General features: G+C 62.4%; 18 protein-coding genes and 1 other RNA gene. 12 read left to right on the forward strand and 7 right to left on the reverse strand.

What is annotated here, in order from left to right:
• Positions 1-3: 3 nt before the first annotated feature.
• Positions 4-3390 (forward strand): phage tail length tape measure family protein, encoded by a 3387-nt coding sequence (locus AC1PLS_RS07845; RefSeq protein ID WP_481104357.1) that lies wholly within the window; start codon positions 4-6, stop codon positions 3388-3390.
• A 1-nt stretch (position 3391) separates the two neighbouring features.
• Here the strand turns inward: AC1PLS_RS07845 and AC1PLS_RS07850 are convergent, their stop codons facing one another.
• The gene (locus AC1PLS_RS07850; protein WP_481104358.1) at positions 3392-3688 is read right to left on the reverse strand and encodes a hypothetical protein; all 297 of its coding nucleotides are present in this window, start codon (positions 3686-3688) and stop codon (positions 3392-3394) included.
• A gap of 67 nt (positions 3689-3755) precedes the next feature.
• Between AC1PLS_RS07850 and AC1PLS_RS07855 the strand changes: the two genes are divergently transcribed.
• From AC1PLS_RS07855 to AC1PLS_RS07890, 8 genes are all read left to right on the forward strand, one after another.
• Positions 3756-4112: a hypothetical protein gene (locus AC1PLS_RS07855; protein WP_481104359.1), complete on the forward strand. Its 357-nt coding sequence runs from the start codon at positions 3756-3758 to the stop codon at positions 4110-4112.
• Positions 4109-4570 carry a DUF1833 family protein gene (locus AC1PLS_RS07860; protein ID WP_481104360.1) on the forward strand — a complete coding sequence of 154 codons (462 nt, stop codon included), beginning with the start codon at positions 4109-4111 and terminating at the stop codon, positions 4568-4570. Before AC1PLS_RS07855 ends, AC1PLS_RS07860 begins: the two co-directional genes overlap by 4 nt.
• Positions 4570-4962, forward strand: coding sequence for an NlpC/P60 family protein (locus AC1PLS_RS07865; RefSeq protein WP_481104361.1), 393 nt, complete (start codon positions 4570-4572; stop codon positions 4960-4962). The genes AC1PLS_RS07860 and AC1PLS_RS07865 overlap by 1 nt, the downstream gene beginning before the upstream one ends.
• Entirely contained in the window at positions 4953-9323 is a 4371-nt protein-coding gene (gpJ, locus tag AC1PLS_RS07870) for a TipJ family phage tail tip protein (RefSeq protein WP_481104362.1), read from the forward strand. The genes AC1PLS_RS07865 and gpJ overlap by 10 nt, the downstream gene beginning before the upstream one ends.
• Positions 9320-9631 carry a hypothetical protein gene (locus tag AC1PLS_RS07875; protein WP_481104363.1) on the forward strand — a complete coding sequence of 104 codons (312 nt, stop codon included), beginning with the start codon at positions 9320-9322 and terminating at the stop codon, positions 9629-9631. The genes gpJ and AC1PLS_RS07875 overlap by 4 nt, the downstream gene beginning before the upstream one ends.
• Complete coding sequence (locus AC1PLS_RS07880; RefSeq protein WP_481104364.1) at positions 9631-10308, forward strand: hypothetical protein; 678 nt, start codon at positions 9631-9633, stop codon at positions 10306-10308. The genes AC1PLS_RS07875 and AC1PLS_RS07880 overlap by 1 nt, the downstream gene beginning before the upstream one ends.
• A gap of 47 nt (positions 10309-10355) precedes the next feature.
• The gene (locus AC1PLS_RS07885) at positions 10356-10961 is read left to right on the forward strand and encodes a hypothetical protein (RefSeq protein ID WP_481104365.1); all 606 of its coding nucleotides are present in this window, start codon (positions 10356-10358) and stop codon (positions 10959-10961) included.
• 75 nt (positions 10962-11036) lie between these two features.
• Entirely contained in the window at positions 11037-11393 is a 357-nt protein-coding gene (locus AC1PLS_RS07890) for a hypothetical protein (protein ID WP_481104366.1), read from the forward strand.
• Positions 11394-11446: 53 nt separating this feature from the next.
• Here AC1PLS_RS07890 and AC1PLS_RS07895 read toward each other — a convergent pair whose 3' ends face one another.
• A complete protein-coding gene (locus AC1PLS_RS07895; RefSeq protein ID WP_481104367.1) occupies positions 11447-12487 on the reverse strand; it encodes a serine hydrolase domain-containing protein in 1041 nt (346 codons plus the stop codon).
• A gap of 745 nt (positions 12488-13232) precedes the next feature.
• Here AC1PLS_RS07895 and AC1PLS_RS07900 point away from each other — a divergent pair.
• Both AC1PLS_RS07900 and AC1PLS_RS07905 read left to right on the forward strand, forming a co-directional pair.
• A complete protein-coding gene (locus tag AC1PLS_RS07900; protein WP_481104368.1) occupies positions 13233-13769 on the forward strand; it encodes a hypothetical protein in 537 nt (178 codons plus the stop codon).
• A gap of 299 nt (positions 13770-14068) precedes the next feature.
• Complete coding sequence (locus AC1PLS_RS07905) at positions 14069-14464, forward strand: BLUF domain-containing protein (RefSeq protein ID WP_481104369.1); 396 nt, start codon at positions 14069-14071, stop codon at positions 14462-14464.
• On the opposite strand, the gene AC1PLS_RS07910 is transcribed toward AC1PLS_RS07905, so the two are convergent.
• Both AC1PLS_RS07910 and AC1PLS_RS07915 read right to left on the reverse strand, forming a co-directional pair.
• On the reverse strand, positions 14461-14829 hold the full coding sequence (locus AC1PLS_RS07910) for a hypothetical protein (RefSeq protein ID WP_481104370.1): 369 nt from the start codon (positions 14827-14829) through the stop codon (positions 14461-14463). The genes AC1PLS_RS07905 and AC1PLS_RS07910 overlap by 4 nt on opposite strands.
• A 57-nt stretch (positions 14830-14886) precedes the next feature.
• Positions 14887-15120, reverse strand: coding sequence for a hypothetical protein (locus AC1PLS_RS07915; RefSeq protein ID WP_481104371.1), 234 nt, complete (start codon positions 15118-15120; stop codon positions 14887-14889).
• A 59-nt stretch (positions 15121-15179) separates the two neighbouring features.
• Here AC1PLS_RS07915 and AC1PLS_RS07920 point away from each other — a divergent pair, with 59 nt between their 5' ends.
• Positions 15180-15404 carry a hypothetical protein gene (locus AC1PLS_RS07920; protein WP_481104372.1) on the forward strand — a complete coding sequence of 75 codons (225 nt, stop codon included), beginning with the start codon at positions 15180-15182 and terminating at the stop codon, positions 15402-15404.
• 174 nt (positions 15405-15578) lie between these two features.
• On the opposite strand, the gene AC1PLS_RS07925 is transcribed toward AC1PLS_RS07920, so the two are convergent.
• The 3 genes from AC1PLS_RS07925 to ssrA all read right to left on the reverse strand — a co-directional run bounded on the left by AC1PLS_RS07925 (position 15579) and on the right by ssrA (position 18167).
• Positions 15579-16130 carry a CPBP family intramembrane glutamic endopeptidase gene (locus AC1PLS_RS07925; protein ID WP_481104482.1) on the reverse strand — a complete coding sequence of 184 codons (552 nt, stop codon included), beginning with the start codon at positions 16128-16130 and terminating at the stop codon, positions 15579-15581.
• A gap of 291 nt (positions 16131-16421) precedes the next feature.
• A complete protein-coding gene (locus AC1PLS_RS07930; protein WP_481104373.1) occupies positions 16422-17666 on the reverse strand; it encodes a tyrosine-type recombinase/integrase in 1245 nt (414 codons plus the stop codon).
• Positions 17667-17770: 104 nt separating this feature from the next.
• Positions 17771-18167: a transfer-messenger RNA gene (gene ssrA, locus AC1PLS_RS07935) on the reverse strand.
• Positions 18168-18278: the final 111 nt, after the last annotated feature.

Genomic DNA, 18278 nt, shown 5'->3' on the forward strand with positions numbered 1-18278 from the left:
TTGATGGATATCGCCGAACTTGGCTTTAAAGTCGATTCGAGTGGCCTGGTCGAAAGCACCAGGGCACTGGACCAGAACGCCGCCGCCGCCGACAAGGCCAGTGGATCAGCAGATCGGCTGGAGCGTTACTTCCAGTCGATGTCCCGCTCGATCGACCGCTCAGCCGTTGTGCTCGGCGACCGCTTGGGCGGAGCGCTGGAGCGGATCGGCGTCGGTACCGGCACGGTAATCACCGAACTACAGGCGATGAACCGCGCGCAGGCGGAGATCGTCTCGGCGCTGGCGGCCATGGAAGGCCGTCTCACCGGTGCGGCGGCTGGACTGCAGGCCTACAGTGCGGCGGGCAAGAGTGCCGCCGCCGATGCGAGTGCATCTGCCGCGGCGTCACAGAAGCTGGAACGGCAGCTGGCAGAGCAGGAGGCGCGCTACCGCAGCGTCGCGCAGCAGGCGATGGCCTATGCCGAAGCAGGCCGCACGACGAACCTGTCGGATCGTGCCCTGGCTGAGGCTGCGCGCGATGCGGCGGCGGGCATCGACGTGCAGGCTGCGGCGATGTCGCGCGCCGGTACCGAGCAGGAACGGATGATGGCGCGTGCACGTGCGCTGCAGGAGGCCGAGGCGCGCACCGCTAACCAGGCACGTGCGGCGGCGGAGGCGGCGCAGGCGCAGGAGATCAACCTCAAGCGCCTGCTCGCGCAGATCGATCCCACCGTTGCCGGTTTGAACCGGCTGGCCGAGATGGAGGAGCGGCTGGAGCGTGCCGGCGACCTCGGGCTGATCAAGCCGCAGGTGATGCAGCAATACCAGGCGCAGATCGAGGCGAGCCGGCAGGCGCTGCTGAAGTCCAAGAACACCACCGAGCAGTACGGCATGACCGCACGCCAGACGGCCGCGGCGATGCGCATGATCCCAGCGCAGATGACCGACATCGTCACCAGCATCGTGAGCGGGCAGCCTATCTGGATGGTGGCGATCCAGCAGGGTGGACAGCTGAAGGACCAGCTCGGCGGCATCGGCCCGGCAGCCAGGGCCGTCTCGTCCTACGTACTGGGCATGGTCAATCCGATGACATTGTCGGCTGCCGCTGCAGTCGCGATGGCGGTGGCGCTGAAGCAAAGCCAGGATGAGCTGTTCGACTTCCAGAAGAACCTGATACTCACTGGCCGCAATGCGGATATCAGCGGTGGCCAGTTCCGCGGCTTGGTTTCGGAGCTGGAAAATCTGAAGGGCGTGACGCGAGGCGGGGCGCTTGATGCGCTGAATGCTGTCGCTGCTTCCGGCCAGTTCGCCGGCAAGCAGTTCACGATGGTGGCCGAGGCAGCGGCACGCATGGAGGCGTCCACCGGCCACGCCACCAGCAAGACCGTCGAGGCGTTCCAGCGCATCGCACGTGATCCTGTGGATGCGTTGGTGGAGCTCAACAAGCAGGAAGGCTTTCTCAACACCGCACAGCTGCAGCGGATCATCACGTTGCAGGAAGAGGGGCGGCAGCAGGAGGCCGTGGCCGAAGCGCTGCAGCTGTACTACGAGCGATCCATCAACGTTGCGAACCAGACCGAGGCCGTCATGCCCGGGATGGCGCAAGGGTGGCGCACCATCAAGGACGAGATCAGCGGCGCCTGGGGGGCACTGGTCAATTTCGGCGGCGCGCTCACGGATGTCGGCCGGAACAGCGGGCTGCAAGATTCCTGGATCGCGAAGCTGGCCAGCGCAGGTCCGCGTACCGGCTTCGCCCTCTTGGCCGGCCTGAAGGATGAGATGGGCCGGCTGTCGGCTCAGGCGCGCAATCCATACGGACTGCCGGCGGCCGTAAACGAAGAGGCTCCCGACAACCGCAAGGCGGTCGAGGACTACAACAAGGTTTTGCACGACAGCCAAGCAGCTGAGAAGGCTGCATCCGAGGCTCTGAACGCTCGAATGGCAGGCTTGGATCGGGCGAGCGCAAAGCAGGCCGCGCTCAACAAGATCATCGAGATCTACAACAAGCTGCCAGACAGCGACGCACGCCACTTCGACGGATCGATGCAGCGGCTGATCGCGCAGTCGAATGCGCAGGTGGACAAGCAGTTCAATCAGCGTGAGGGCATCGGCAAGGCGAACACGGACGACAACGCGGCGCAGAGCTTCATCGCCAGCGTGCAGCGGCAGATCATCGCCAATGAGCAGCTGGCAAAGAGCGGCGACAAGGTGTCGGCCAGTGATCGCATGGTGATCCAGGCACGGCAGTTGCTCAAGGCCGAGACCAACACCATGACGGCGGCGAGCAAGCAGCTATTGCAGGCACTGATTCCGCAGTTGGAGACTACCGACGCACAGGCTCAGGCCGAAGTGGAGCGGCAGCGAGGCATGCAGGCCAGCATCGCGCTCACTGAGCGGCTGGCACAGTTGGAAGACCAACGGCAGCAGCAGGCGGACATTGACCTGCTCGGAATGGGTAGGGGCACCGACGAAACGCAGGTGCTTCAGCGGCAACTGGATATCCAGCGCGAGTACCTGCGCGAGCAGGAAAAGCTCGACAAGGCCTACAACAGCGATAGAAACACCCTCAGCGAAGAGGCGCTTGCAGTCCGTAAAGCACAGTACGACGACGACACGCTCAAGCTGGCCACGAGCCTCAATAACTCTCTCGGCATTGAGCGGAACTACCAGCAGCAGCGCCTCGCCATGTTGGGTGACTGGCGCATGGGCTTCATGCAGGTATGGAAGGACTACGAGTTCAGCGCGGCCAATGCATACGGGCAGGCCGGCTCATTCCTGTCCAACAGCCTGAGTTCGTGGGAAGACCAGTTTGTGCAGTTTGCGCAGACCGGCAAGTTTTCCTTCAGCAGCCTGGTGGACTCGATGATTGCCGACCTAGCGCGCTATGCCGCGAAGCAGGCTGCGGTCGGTCTGCTCGGCACCGTCATGGGCGGGCTGACGGGCGGCGGTGCAGGTGGGTCGTGGACTGGCACCGCCGCAGGCGCGGGCAGCAACCTCAACTTCGGCAGCAATGCCGGGTCGTTTGCCGGTGGTGGCTGGATGAGCTTCGGCGGCGGCCGCGCGAATGGTGGTCCGGTTGCGCCGGGCTCGCTGTACGAGGTGGGCGAAGGCGGCGATCCGGAGCTGTTCCAGCAGGGCGGCCGCAGCTACCTGATTCCGGGTAACCGCGGCCAGGTGGTGCCGGCAGCGCCGATGGCTTCGGGAGGCGGCAGCTCGGCTAGCCCGGAGACCAAGATCGAGATCGACAACTACTCAAGCAATCAGGTGCAGGCGCGAGAGCAGCGGTCGACGATGCCCGACGGCACAGAGCTCAGGAAATACGTCATCAACATCATCTCGGACGACATGGCCAGCGGTGGGCGCACGGCAGGAGCTACGAAGTCGCGCTTCGACGTACGTGAGCGACGCTGAGTTAGCCGCTACTCGGCGCAGCGCCCATATGAGTCAGGAAGGTGTCCACCAGCGCGCCTACGTTCATCAGATTCAGGCGAGCGGAGGCATCCAGCGCGGCGAGGTTTTCGGGATCGATGGTTGATTTCAGATCCGTGAATACATCGGCCACCTGTTGCTCTGCTGAAGAGATGAGTTTGAACGCAAGGGTGCGTGCGTCAGCTTTGTCATGGATTGCTGTCGCAAGCGCAATCGCTACCAGGATGTTCAACGACGTGAGATGCCCTAGCACGTCGAAGTCTTTTTTATTCATTGTCATCAATCACTCCGGTTGCTTTCTGAGGATGTTTCATGCCCCCAACTCTATCGACGAGGGGGCTCGCCTGATGGCCACCCTCCCGGCAAACATTAGGCTTCTCACCAACGATCTAGGTGAAGAGCCAGACCCGTCAGTGCAGCGCACCGAGATGGAGCGCGGCCCAGCCAAACAGGCAATCATCAACACGCGAGTCATGGTGGAGCTTCCAGTCACTATGGTGTTCCTGACTGCCGAGTCAATGGTCGCGTTCGATGAATTCTACTTCGACGAAATCGGCCGCGTGGGGTACTTCACGATGGTCCACCCGCGCACGCGCAAGCAGATCTCCGCGCGCTTCAAAGGTGGTGCCATCGGTCGTCTTCAGGCCACCAATTCAGCTTTCACCCAGGGCACGCGGCAGGCCGTCATGGAGTACCTGCGATGAGCAATTTCCTTGAACGCCGGCAGCGCGTGACAGATCCAGATGGGCCGCTAGAGCTGCTGGAAATGACGGCGCCATCCATGGGCGCGGTGCTGCGCATCGCCAACGACACTCAGGATTGGGTTAGCAATGGCAATACGTACATGGGGTATCCATTCCGCTTTGCGCCGCCGGCCGACTCAGCCGGCGAGACGCCTCGGGCTCAGCTCGAGGTGGATAACGTGGGCCGCGGCATCACCGACGATCTGGAGCGCGTGCAGCCCAACGAGGTCGTGATGTGTCGTGTCCTGATCACCGACCGTACCCAGCCCGACGTCATTGCTCGGCGGCTTTATCTGCCGATGACGAGGGTGCGTGCTGCCGGCCCGCTGATCACCGCGCAGATCGGCGCGGACTTCTTCATGCGCCAGCAGGCTGTGAAGCTCCGCGCCAATCCACACACGCTGCCGGGGATTTTCTGATGCAGGCCAGCGAGGTTGAGCGGTTCCTCAACATCCCTTACGACGCCGACACCTACGACTGCGCAGACCTGGTGGTGCAGGTGCAGCAGGAGCTTTTCGGCCGGGTGGTGCAGATGCCGGCGCGACGCCCGCGCGGTGCTGCTGGCCAGGCAGCCCTCGGCGAGCTGTCCCGGGCGTACGCCGTGCCCACTGATAAGCCGGTCGACGGCGATCTGGTGCTGATGTTCGACAAAGGCCAGAGCCGGCCCGGACACGTCGGCATCTTCTTCTACCTAGCCCACGAGGGGTGGGTGCTTCACACAACGAGCGCGCTCGGCAGCAGCTGGCTGCATCGGGCACGCGAGCTGCCGGATTACGGCGCACGCATTGAGGGGTATTACACATGGGTCTGATGACCACGCCTGCGAGCAACGGCCAGCTGGTGCTGACGCCGCACCCGGTCACCCTGGAAGGGCAGCGCCATATTGCGATGGACCTGCAGCCGGGTGAGCGTCTGTGCGAGTTCCTGCACCGGCATGTGATCGACCTGGACGAGGGGGAATGGACGGTCTCGATCGGCGGTCGCGTCGTGCCGCGGCATCTGTGGGCCTACGTCTACCCGAAGGATGGCCAGGTCATCGAGGTGCGCGGCGCGGTTGGCAGGAATGCGCTGTACATCGTGGCGATGATCGCGCTCACCTACTTCACCTTCGGCATCGCGGGTGCTGGCGGTGCTGTGGCAGGCGCCTGGGGCGGCTTAGCCGCGTCTGCGGTTTTCGTGGCCGGCTCGCTGGTGATCAACAAGGTGTTGGGCCCGAAGGTAGAGAGTCCGACCGGCCCCAGTACGGCCGGCACGGTTTACAGCCTGGCAGCGCCGCGAAACCGTCTGCGCCCGTATGAGCCGGTGGGCCTGCTGTTTGGTCGCATGCCGATCGCCCCCGACTTCGCCAGCAAGCCCTACACGTTCTATGAGGGCGACAACCAGTACATCGGCATGGTGCTCACGCCGGGCATCGGCGTGGGCCGCGTAGGCGTGTTCACTAACGCCAACACGCCTCTGTCCAGCTACGAGGGAGTGAGCGTCTATCACTCCGGCTACAGCCAAATGCCGGATGAGACCATCCCGCTGTACAGCAACGTGGACACCACCGACGGTGGCGAGCTGCCGGATACGGCCGATTTCGTCACCCGCACCACCAGCGCCGACACCGTGCGCATCCAGATCAACCTGGAATACGTGCTGGGCGGTGTGGGCACCTCGGGCAAGGCCTACAACGTCTCCGAAACCGTGCAGGTGCAATACGCGCCTGCGGGCACAGGGATCTGGGCCACGTTGGCCACGCAGACGTTCACTGGCGACAAGCTGGACGTCAGCAAGCGGGCGACCGTGTCCGCAGATGTGCCCAAGGGGCAGTACGACGTGCGCGTGCGCATCTTGGGGCAGGGAAACTACGAGGGTGACAACACCCAGCGCAACGACTTCCAATGGTCGACGATGGGCAGCGTGCAGGCCGACGCTGCCACCTACGCCGGCTTGGCGCGCACCGGCATCCTGCTGAAGGCCACCGGCCAGATCAACGGGCAGCCCGATGAACTGCGCGCCGAGCACATCGCCGCGCCGATCCCGGTGTGGCGAAATGGCAGCTGGGTAACGGAGGAGACGAGCAACCCGGGCGCCCACATCCTCAATTACGTCCGCGGCTATTACGACCAGAACGGCAAGCTCATCGCCGGCATGGGAAAGAGCGACGAAGAGATCGACATCGAGTCGCTGCAGGGCTTCATGGGCCACTGCGAGGCGAACGGCTACACCTACGACTACTGGCTGACCGAAGAGCGCAACCACGACGAGGTACTGCAGGCGATCGCTCTGGTTGGCATGGGGCAGACCACCTGGGCCGGCGGTCGCCTTTCTGTGGTGTGGGCCGCCGATGAGCAGCCGCTCTCGGGCGTGGTCAACATGGCGGAGATGAAGAAAGGCAGTTTCAGCGTGGACTACACGTTGGCCAGCGCTGCCGACGGCATTGAGTACAGCTATTTCGACAGCACGACCAAGAAGGTCGAGATGCTGCGCGTGCCGGCACCGGGCGTCAAGGTCGAAGATATGCTCAGCCCTGCGCGGCTCACCGGTGAGGGCATTGGGCGAGAGGAACATGCGGCCGAAATGGCGCGCTACCACCTCGCGCAAAGCCTGTTCCAGTACAAGGACATCGGGTTCGCGCAGGATCTGCAGTACCTGTCCTATCGCCGCATGTCGATGCTGTCGATCTCGCACGACCTCACGCAGTGGGGCTTCGGCGGGCGCATCGTCGCGGCAGAACGTAGCGAGCTACTGGGCACGGTCACGCTGACGCTGGACGAGCCCGTGCCGCCACCAGATGCGCGCAGCGCCTTTATCGGCCTGCGCATCCCGGGCGAGGCGGTGTATCGCACCTTCCGCGTGCGCAACTTCACCGAGGCGACGGACACCATCCAGCTGATCGAAGAATGGCCGGATGATGCGCCGCTGCCGGGTGAGGGTTATGAGGATTCGATGGTGCAGGGGGGCTGGCAGGACAACCCGGCCCATGACACGGTGTGGATCTACGACTTCAAGGCCACACCCGGCCTGCGCGCGCGCGTGGTGGTGATCGAGCCGGAGAGTGATCTCAAAGGCGCAAGCATCAACGTGGTGCCGGAGGGCCCCGAGTTCTGGATTTACGTCAAGACCGGACAGTACATTCGGCCGGAGAATGGCTCATCGCTGGCAACCCGGCCGATCCTCAGCAACCTGGCAATCAACGAGGATCTGATCACCACGGGTGACGTTACGGCTACCGACTTGGTAGCCACCTTCGACATCACCGGCCCGTTCGATCACGCGGTGGTGTACGCCTCGGCGTCGGACGGCAATGGCGAGCTGGTGGAAGTGGCACAGACGCGTACCCGCACGGCGCGGTGGCGCATCCCGCGCGCCGGCACCTACACGCTCAACGTGCGCCCGTTCGGCCCGGATGGGCAGATGGGCGTGGGCGCCTCGCTGATCTACACGACCATCGGCGCCGACGCGCCGCCGGTGAACTACGACCTGTTCGACGTGGAGGAGATCTCCGGCGGCATCCGGCGCTACACCTGGGGCTTTTTCAACGACACCATCCAGTCGGCCAACCTGGCCGGTGCGGAGATCCGCTACGCCCAGGCCCCGGAGCAGGGCGCGCCGATGCCGGCGTGGGACGCCATGACGCCGGTAGGCGATAGCGGTTACCACACCGGTGCGTTCGACTCGCCCATCCCGTCCTCGGGCAAGTGGACGTTCGCCGTCCGCGCCCGGAACACCAACGGCACGCTGTCGGTGGCGGCCAAGTACGTCACGAAGACGCTGGGCAAGAACCTGGGCGAGCTGCAGGAGGAGATGCAGCATGCGATTGACAAGACGACCGAGGAAATCCGCCAGGGCTTCCTCGAGGCGGCCGCACGCGACCGGGAGCTGGCTGACCAGCTTTTCCAGCAGGCGCAAGACCTGGCCAACCTAGAGGCGCTGGTGAATGCGCCGGAGTGGGTGGATCAGGCTTGGCCGGATGGCTCAATCGTGAAGCACAGCGGCGGGCTGTACGTCGCAAGGCAAGCTGTGCCAGCTGGCACAGCCATCACCAACACTGCGTATTGGACGGTGATCGGGCAGTACGCGAGCCTGGCTGAGGCGGTGGGTGCGATTGGCTTGGCCTTGCAGCAGGTCACCACCGACGTGCAGCAGGTGGAGCGGGAGCTGCAGATCGTTGCGCGGGACGTCAGTGGCGTGAGATCCAGCCTTGCAGGGAAGGCGGATTCGACAGTGGTGCAGGCGATGAACACGCGCCTGACGCAGGCCGAGAACAACGTTTCTTCGCTGTCGCAGTTGATCAGCACCGTGCAGTCGACACTTGCGGGCAAGGCAGACGCCAGCGCGGTGCAGGCGCTGCAGGGTCAGGTGACGCAGCAGGGCAACCAGATCACGGCGCAGGGTACGGCGATCACCGGCGTCACGGCCAAGACCAACGTCAACGGCAACATGCTGGTCAATCCGACGTTCTCGCAGGGCTCTCTGGGCTGGACGTTGCCCACGGGCATGTCGATCGCCAACGAGGCGAGGTTCGGCTATTACCTTGCGTTCGGCTTCAACCAGGCCACTGCAAACGGACTCGCAGCGGTGCAGGATCGTGCCGCGCCCGCAGGCACCTACACGGTGGCAACGGACGTGTACCGCAATAGCTCTGTTGGGACGGCGCGCATCGAACTGAGCTACCTCAACTCATCGGGGCAGCCGGTGGGCGGCGCGACAGTTGCAACCGATTCGTCGATCGTAGGGACGTGGCAGCGAATTGTTGCGTCGGCGCCGCCTGCTGCCGGGACGACCACCATTCGGGTGCGCCTGATCTGTGAGCAGACCAACGCCAACGTCAGCTTCCGTCGCGTGAAGCTTGAGGCGGGCGCGGTCTCGACGTTGTACACGGACGAGAACGCGGTCAACACGATGGCCTCAGCGACGCAGGCGCTGGAAGCGCGGATGACGGTCAACGAGAACGGCGTCGCGAGCTACTTCGCTTCCTACACCTGGGCGCTGGACGTGAACAAGAAAGTGGTCGGCATGCGTTCAGTCAATGATGGGGTTCTGGGCAAGATCACCTTCTCTGCTGACGTGGTCGAAATCATCGGCGCCACACCTGGAGGCGGTCGTAACGAGTTCGTCGGCGGGAAGTTCTACGCCTATGCGCCCAACGGCCGCCGTGTGGTGGCGCTCGGCTATGGAGTGACATGACCAACGTCCTGATCATCAACGACGCCGACACCGGCGTCGTGCTGTTGCAGATCACCGATCAGCCCGACTCGGACCTGTTGACGCAGCACATGGGAGCCATTGCGATCGCCAGCGGTAGCAATGGCTCGGTGCTGGTACCGGTCACCGGAAGCGCTAACCAGCTGTACTACTGGTTCGTGGCCGACACCGGGGCCGGCAACAGCCTGCTTCCGTATTTCAGTGACGACGGCAACACCATCAGCTGGGTGTCGCCCTCTGCAACGTTGACGGCACGCGCCGGCGGCACCCTGTTCTACGGGAGGTTCTGATGGCCTATGCAATTTTCGAGGCCGGCCCCAACCGCGTTGTCATCTCTGAAACCTGGAAGAACTTGGCGTTGGCGTCGAAGCAGACGCTCACGCCCACAGGCAGCGGCGTGCTCAAAACCTGGAGCCTGACGGTCGCCGGCACCAATCCTGCCCTCGCGTTTCTGGGGGAGAGCAATGCCGTGCTCGCCGCGCGCATCCAAAGCGGGAACAGTTTCACGTTCACCGGCTTCACCACCAGCGGCAGCTTTACCGCCTACGTCTTCGACGAGCCGAACTTTGGACGTCGGGACTACTTGGTGATCACCAATCCCGATACGGATCAGGTGCATTTCGACGCCACGCTGAAGTACATGAAGGTACGGGCGCTGCTGCAGGGCAATGCCAATCAGGGCGGGTCGATCACCTTGCCGGCCGGGCGGACCTATGCCGCGCTGGCCGGATCCACGGGCAACATCATGCTGGCGATCGGCGGCCCTATTGGCGGCGGCCCGCAATGGCAGGTGCAGCAGCTCTGGCGCAAGGGCGTGGTCAACATCAAGAGCAACGTTGCATCCATCGCCACGATCGATACAGCCCAGGACCTGCGCACCGGCTCCGACAACAACCCACAGCCACCCCCGGGCAACTACGGTCAAGCCTGGGTGCGCGCTCCCATCCTCGACGTCACTGGATACTGACCATGCTTATCAGCGAGAACCCAACCTTCGGCACGCAGACAAAGATCGTGTCGCCACGCATCGAGATCCGATGGAACCCGGCCACCAACGACGGGCCGGTCGAGTTCCACCTCGAGCAGATGACCACCAAGCCACACCCCGATGGCTGGACGCAGACGCTGGAGCGCTTCTTCCTGCGCGTGCTCACAGTGCAGATCAGCGACCTGATCGGCCGCAGCTACGACATCACCGCGCCCTCGACGACCGAGGTTGACCCAGCCACCGGCGCGGTCGCGGAAGTGCCGGGCGAGACGGTCACCGAGCCTGGCGTACACCTGTTGCTGGGCATCAAGGCAGCTACCCGCGCCGCCCACGATGCAAACGTGGTGACGCCGGACCCGGATGCGGACCCGCTCGCGCAGCAGATCACCATCGTATGGAATCCGATCAACGATACCGGCACCGTGACCTTCCAGGTCGAGGACTGCGGCGCCGCACTTGGCGTGCTGGCGGCACCGATCGCCGATCTGATCGCACCGACCTACGCCATCCGCTATCCCGGCGCGGAGGCGGAGCAGGCGCTGGACGGTTGGAAGCTCCGGGCGCTGATCAAGGCGGCAACGGATGCAGCGATCGCCGCTGATCTGGATGATGCCGGGCCGGTAGCAGCCTGAAGGGTGCGGCATCGCGTCTCAGCCTGTGAGATCGCAAAGGTTGAACGTGCCGACACACCTATTCGGGGCGCCAAGATGCCCACAATCGTCCCCGTCTACTTCGGTTCACCCACTGCCACGCAGCTTGCCAATGACCTGCGCAAGTATGGTGTGGCTGCGGTGGATACCATGCGGACGGCGGCGCGCCAGCTTGCCACCGAAGTGGAGCAGGAGCTGGGGCTACCGTCGGCCCTAGAGGATTACGGCGAACTCCTGCTTCACCTCTCGTGCGTGGTGCAGCCGGCGATGGAAATCGGCTACATCGACTATTACGTATACCCGCGCGCATTCGATCGGGATGCCACGGTTGCTAGGGGGATGGTCGAGGCCGCGGTGCGGCAGTGGCACGCTGCAGGTCAGCCCAGCCGCTTCGCAGCTAGGCTCAATATCTAATAGCGCAGCGGATCAGGTCTGTCTGAGCCAACCAGGATCTATAGTGAGTCTGCTCAGCGTATCGTCTCTGCGAGGCGCATCACATCTGCAAAGAAATCCTGGTAGTCATCACGTGGCCAAACATGCTCATCCACGCGGCGCTTCTGCCTGACCGCGACCAGGCCCTTGGCCGGCACTATTACGATGTACTGGCCCAGGTAGCCGTTGGCAGCGTACGCCTCCACAGGCCCGCGTTCGAGGTCGAAGAGGTCTACCAACTTAATTCCTTTGCCGATGACCTCTGGCCCGTAACGAGCGGCCCAGCTGTCGCCAACTTTGGCGCCCACTGCTGCGAGGATCTCGGATTTGCTGGCGTAGGTCCGTCCAGCCAGGCCAACGAAGGCCGCCTGCATGTCCGCGGCGACGCCCTTGGCCTGCAACAAGTTCTTGGCATCGGCCCTCAGGGTGTAGCGCTCCCATGCCGGAATACGCCACCACAGTAGCCCCACCTCGGGCGAGCGTTCACTTGCCGCCTGGAGCTGGAGGATGTATTCGTGAGGCAGCAGACGCCGACCGTCCGATGTCACGCCATCGCGCAGAAGCAACTCGCCGATCTTGGCCGCGTCGTCAGCCGACAGCGCCAGCCCTGACATTGCCATCGGATTACCGGCGGTGTCGCGGGTCCAGGTGAACCGGGTAATGTCCAGCGGGGCGAAGATGCGTTGCGCCAGGTAGCGGTCAATCGGTTGGCCCGATAGCGTCTCGACGATGCCTACCAGCAGGTTGGTGGCCTTGTTGTTGTAGGAGAAGGCTGTACCTGGCGCACTGTCCAGTTCCGCCGCCAGCGCCAGCTTGACCAAGTCCGGTGCGGGCTCGAGTTCCGCGCCGGCATTCGGTACATTCTGCAGGCCCGAGGTGTGGTTGAGCAGCATGCGCACAGTGATGTCGCGCTTGCGGCCCTGTGCCCACTCCGGATAGATGCCGTAGACAGGCTCATCGAGCGAGGCCAACTTGCCGTCGTCAATGAGCAGCCCGATCGCCAGCGCTACCACTGACTTGGTGGCGGACATCAGCTCGATGGGCTGGCCGGACCGAGCGGAATCCAGATCAAGCATGGTCGTTCCGCGATGGCGGATCACGACGGCGTCTGAGCTGGTTTCTTTCGAATGCCGGCGTATTTCGGTAAGCGCCTGGCGTGTAGCTGAGGATGCCGCTGCGACTGGCCAGGAGGCTGATAATAAGGCCAATAAAAGCAAGATATGACGCATCGAATCGACTCATGGGTGGGAGGGCGCAAGCCTACGTCTGCGCGGCTGAGTAATCGCAGTGAAAAAAGTCAGGGGGACCCATGGCGTAGCGCGTGAGAACGCGTAGCGCATCGAGGCCGAATAAGCGTGTTCCCAACGAGGGCTGATCGCTCGACGCGGTTCACGTCATGGGCTACGAATCCTGGCCCACACACTAGGTCGGCGTGGAGACGCCCGACGACATGACTGCTCTTCTTTCGCAGCAGGGCGTGCATCTGCTGATGGCATCAAGGCAGACCCGCTCACGCAGCAGATCACGATCATTTGAAACCCGATCAACGATACCTCACGGTGAGATTCCGAGTCGCGGCCCGCGGCGACGCCCTCGGCGTGCTGGCGGCACCCATTGCCGACCTGATCGCGCCAACGTACGCCATCCGATATCCCGGCGCGGAGGCGACCCAGGCGCTTGAGGGCTGGAAGCTCCAGGCCCTAATCAAGGCGGCAACGGACAGTACAATAGCAGCCAGCCTGGCGAACGCTGAGCGCTCGGCAGCTTGAGTGGTGCGCTACGGCTGGAGACAGGCAGGCGTGACGTATGACCAATGATTGATTGACGATCCAAGCCGGTCAGGGAAAAATGCGCGCCGCCGCAGGATCGCGGCGCCTTCTTGACTCGGATATCGAGATGCATCCGCACAGAACACGTTTCACAATCATCGCCGCACTTTGCTTGGCAGTCACGATTGCTAGCGTTATTTCGTATTTTGGCCAGCCTTCAAAAGTTCCCAGTGACCTGAAGGAAGCGCGGGGCATAGTTGTCGATGCTGAGGCGACTCAAAGAAAAATGCGCCTTCAGAGCGTTCGTTTCACGCTGAAGCCTGAGGCGTCGGAGTTCGAGTACTCGAGCGTGCTGCCGAACATCGATGCGCTGTGGCGTGAGATGGAAGTGGGAAACCAAGTACATGTGACCTATAGCGGCGACCAAGCAGATCCAGAGCTTTGGGGACTCGAGCTCAACGGGAAGACGGTTGTGACCCCGAAAGGTGCACTTGAGGCTCGCCGGGACAACGGCCAGTTCGGGCTGTATGTAGGTGTTGTCGCCTTGGTGGGGGCTGGCTATTTCTTCTTTCGCGCGCGGCGAGGCTGAGGAGGCCGTCCCTAAACGGCCTGCTGGTCACCCCAAAGCCTTCCAATCCAGTCTCAGCCGATGAGACTGGGTTGCTTATCATCGCTAGACACCTCGGGGGCTCGGCGAGGCGTTATAGGCAAGCCGCAAGCTGCCCATTCGCCGTAATGGCTTGTGAAGTGTGATGCCAGGCACGATACTGGCGCACGAACCGGCTGGGGGAGTGGCCGGCATTACTTGATCTGCTTGCATGGAGGCAGCCAGCAGGTCACACCTAGAGTGACTACTTGAAAAATCTCCCTCTTCACGCCGTTGCGTACGTGAGTGAAGTTCGTCGACCTTGGTCCATCGGGGAAATTGATCGCCTGCTGATATCGGCAAGTGCTCTCAACGCCCAGAATTCCGTGACAGGCGTCTTGCTTTACGACGGGCGGCGATTTTTTCAGTACATCGAGGGCGCGCCAACGCATCTTCTTCGGACGTACGACCGTATCAAGCAATCAACCCGCCATGACCTGATTGCCGAGGTGTACTACGGACCGATCACAGAACGGCATTTTCCGCAATGGCAGATGGCATGCCGTCAAGTCAATCCGGGTTCGATTGTGCAGGTCAGCTCACAGCGGTGGGACCGGACGCGTCTCGCGTTGGTTGCCGCAGGTGACAAGCCTGACGCAATTAAGCGCCTTCTTGCTTTCTGGGATGCCGCCGACTAGTCGGCAATGGTTTTTCTAGTGCTATATGCACGCCAGGTCGTGTGCGCTTCTCCCAGATCGAGCATGCGGGTCCACTGTTCTAACCGCTTGTACTTCTCCTCCTGTGAGTGCCCATCGTATTCGCCAAGGTACGAGGGAAGGCCTCGGAAGTGGTCAGCGTCCTCGTCAGCGAAGTGCCAAGAGATTTGTCCCGTGGGCAGGTCAATGAGGACACAACCTTTGACGTTTCCATGCCCGTCAGGGATCCGCTTGTTCGAAATCCCAGCAGGAAAGAGTCGGGCAAGTAGGGCAACAACCTTGTTCCGCTCTTGGAGAGCCTCGTCCCGTTTCTGCTTGAGCTCCTGATAGGCGGCGCTGTTGTTCATTACTCGGCACACATGCGGGGGAGTGCCTGTTGTAAGGCAGCCTGCGCGAAGGGCGTGTCAGATAAGCCGGCTTAAGACCAAAGTAGGGCTAGACGAGGCCTTCGAGGTTCTCTTACGTAAGCACGCCAAGCCGAAACCCCATGACGCAACCAGCTCTACGACTGCGGTCGCCTCGCCTGGGAAGGCATAAAGCAGCTCAGCTTCGAACTGATTGAGCACTTCCAGCGGTTCGGAAGCGCACGCCAGCCGCTGCTGCAGCTGTTCAAAGAGGCTTGGGGGCGTGGTGTCCATGTCCGCAGTCTACGCGGCGGCGTCTCAGGCGATGAGACGGCCGTGCCAATGCTGCGGGCATGGACAGAGCCCAACTGCGAACCCACCTCGACAACCTGGACGCCGCAGTCCAGCCGCTGCTGAAGAACAGCCCCGATCGGTGCCACTTTTGGAAGGCCTTTGCTGACATGGCAGATTTGATTGAGGACAGCGCCGCAACAGCTGGCGATTCCGAATTCGTATCCCGGCGGCTCGATGAGATGTTGGCTTGGCATGGCCTCCAGGATCCAGATCGCGACATTTGAGAGGCTGCTATCTGTTATCCACGCCGATGTAAGCCGAGTCTCCCAATTCCATGGCAAAGTTGGTCAGCTTCTCGTTGCCGAAGACTCCATTTTTCGTTGCAGTGAGCTCTCGGCTAGCTGCCTTCTCCCCGCCGCTGGCGAACTTGGCTTAGATGCGGCGTGGGCAATAAGTACTCAATACCATCCAAGATAGAGCGTGGTGACTCCCCAGGTGTCCACTAATCCGTGGGCTAGTATGAGGGCCCACAAATTGCGTTTCGAGCGCAAATACGCATAGGAGAAACCTGCGCCGACGATACCCGTGAGGAGAATCCCCGAGAGTCCCTGATTGGCGTGCATAACACCGAACACAATTCCGCCAACGGCCACTGCGCTGATGCGGCCAAGACCAATGCGCTTGAATAGAGCATCAACCTGGTGCATAAGAAACGCTCGAAACACCAGCTCCTCTCCGATCGCTGCGCTGACCCACGCATAAGCGACGAGCTGTATTGCCGCCGGTGCGTTGTTGCGAAGTGCTCCGTAGGCACTGTAGTCAGTCTTGGTACCCGTTAGATAGTCGATAAGAGGCTGGACGACTGGCGTAACAATCGCGACCACAAACAACACCAAGAGCGCCGCCCACCCGATGGTCGGGCTGAATCGCTGCCATGCTAGGCCGCAAGCCCATTTATCGCGTGTCTCTGCCCAAACTACCGCAACACCGATTAGGCCGACTACTGGCATTCGCCACGGGAAGGGCAGCCAGGAGAAGTAAGCAAGCGCCATGATTGTGCAGATCATCGCTAGCCTAATGACTGGGTGCCTCATCACGCGCGAAGTGTTTTTATTCGAACTAACAGACGGGATAGAGTGCTGCATGCCAGGCAATTACGTGTTGGGCAGGCGATGGTAGCGATCGATCAGAAATCAGAACCGTGCCAAAGGACATGTTTACCAATCAGGCTCAGTGAGGGCGAGTGAGGATCCGACCTCAGCTCCGCGAAGAGGGGCGGTTGCAACTTCGTGGTGTTGCAGCTAGCGACGGATTCTCAAATCATCGAGATAGTCAGCCCAACGTTGCATCATGCGCACGCGCTCTGCGATATGTGTCGTGCGGTTGTAAGCCCGGCCGTTAGGATCCTTCACTGCATGCGCCAGCTGGTGCTCAATGATGTCCGGCCGAAATCCCAGGACCTCGTCGAGGATCGTGCGGGCTGTGGCGCGGAAGCCGTGGCCGGTCACCGTGCCTACCTCGTAGCCCATGCGGCGCAACGCCGCGTTCACCGCGTTGTCCGACATCGGCCGCAGCTTCGTCCTGGTGCTGGGGAAGAGGTAGCGGCCGGCACCGGTGAGCCGCTGCAGGTCCGCCAGGACAGTCAGCGCCTGGCGCGAGAGCGGGACAACATGGGGCTGGCGCATCTTCATCTTGTCGGCGGGGATGTTCCACCGAGCGGCCTCAATGTCGAACTCCGACCACTCGGCCTGCCGTAGCTCGCCCGGCCGGACGAACATCAGTGGCGCCAGCACGAGAGCGCAGCGCGTGACGTGGCTGCCCTTGTAGCCGTCCATGGCGCGCAGCAGCGGCCCCAGCTCGTCCGGATCGGTCACCGCCGGAAGGTGGCGTTCGGGCGTTGGTTTCAGCGCGCCGCGCAGATCCGCCACCGGGTTGCGGCTGGCACGCCCGGTGGCGATGGCGTATCGCATGACCTGGCCGCAGTTCTGCATGATCCGATGCGCCGACTCGAAGGCGCCGCGCTTCTCGATGCGTCTGGCCACGGCCAGGAATTCGGGCGCTTCCAGTTCCGCCGCCGGTCGCGCGCCGATGTAGGGGAACACGTCGTTCGTGAACCACCCGACGACTTTCACGCGGTACCCATCCACCCAGTTGCGCTTCTCCAGCCACTCGTTGGCGATCACCTCGAAAGTGTTGGCGCCGAGGATTGCACGCGCTGCCGTTGCTGCTTTCCGGTGCTCGCCCGGGTCGATGCCCTGGGCCAATAGCTGGCGAGCCTCATCGCGGCGCTGTCGGGCAAGGGCCAGCGGAACCTCAGGATAGATGCCGAGGGCCAGCAGCTTTTCTTTGCCTGCGAACCGGTACTTCCAGCGCCAATAGCGCCCACCGTTCACAGCGACCATCAGATACAAGCCGCCGCCATCTGAGAGCTTCTGCGGGCGGTCGGCGGGCTTGGCGCGGCGTATTGCGAGGTCGGTGAGGGGCATTGGGGGTATCAGAGTCTGCCAAGTGGCGAGGTACCCCAATATGTACCCCCAACGTCGCATAGCCTGATACGTTCACGTACGCACTGCTCTGCACATAAAAAAGGCCGAGAACCCTTGATTTAAGGGGGTTCCCGGCCTTCTTCGGATCTTCAAGATCCGCTCATTGGTGGAGGTGGGCGGAATCGAACCGCCGTCCGGAAGCACTCCATCCCCAGCACTACATGCTTAGCCCTCCGTTGGATCTCATTCCCAGGCAGCACGGTTGGCAAAGCGCACCTGGAAACCAGCCTGCTTTATCTAACCGGTAGCTGACAGGCAGCCACTACCGATGGTTCCGTGATAATGACCCTACACCTACGAGCACGGGCACAAGTAGGTTCGGGGGTTCGCCTTAGGCGGCTGTAGAACTACAACTAAAGCCAATTAAGCGGCGATAGCGAAGTCCGAACCATAGTTGTCATCGTTGGCAACTAAAAGTTTGCTGCTGGATTAACGAGGAAAGCTGCCCCCTCGGCATGCGCCAAGCGACTTCGCGACCCCCGTCGAAACCAGTGCACCCCCGGGGAAAGCATCAAAACGCTGACCTGGTCAGTGTAGGGATCGGAGCGCCCTGTCACAAGTGGTGAGACGTGCAGCGCTTACAGTGGCTTCAGTCCTATCGGACGGAAAAGT

The organism is Xanthomonas sp. NCPPB 3218 (assembly GCF_056725185.1).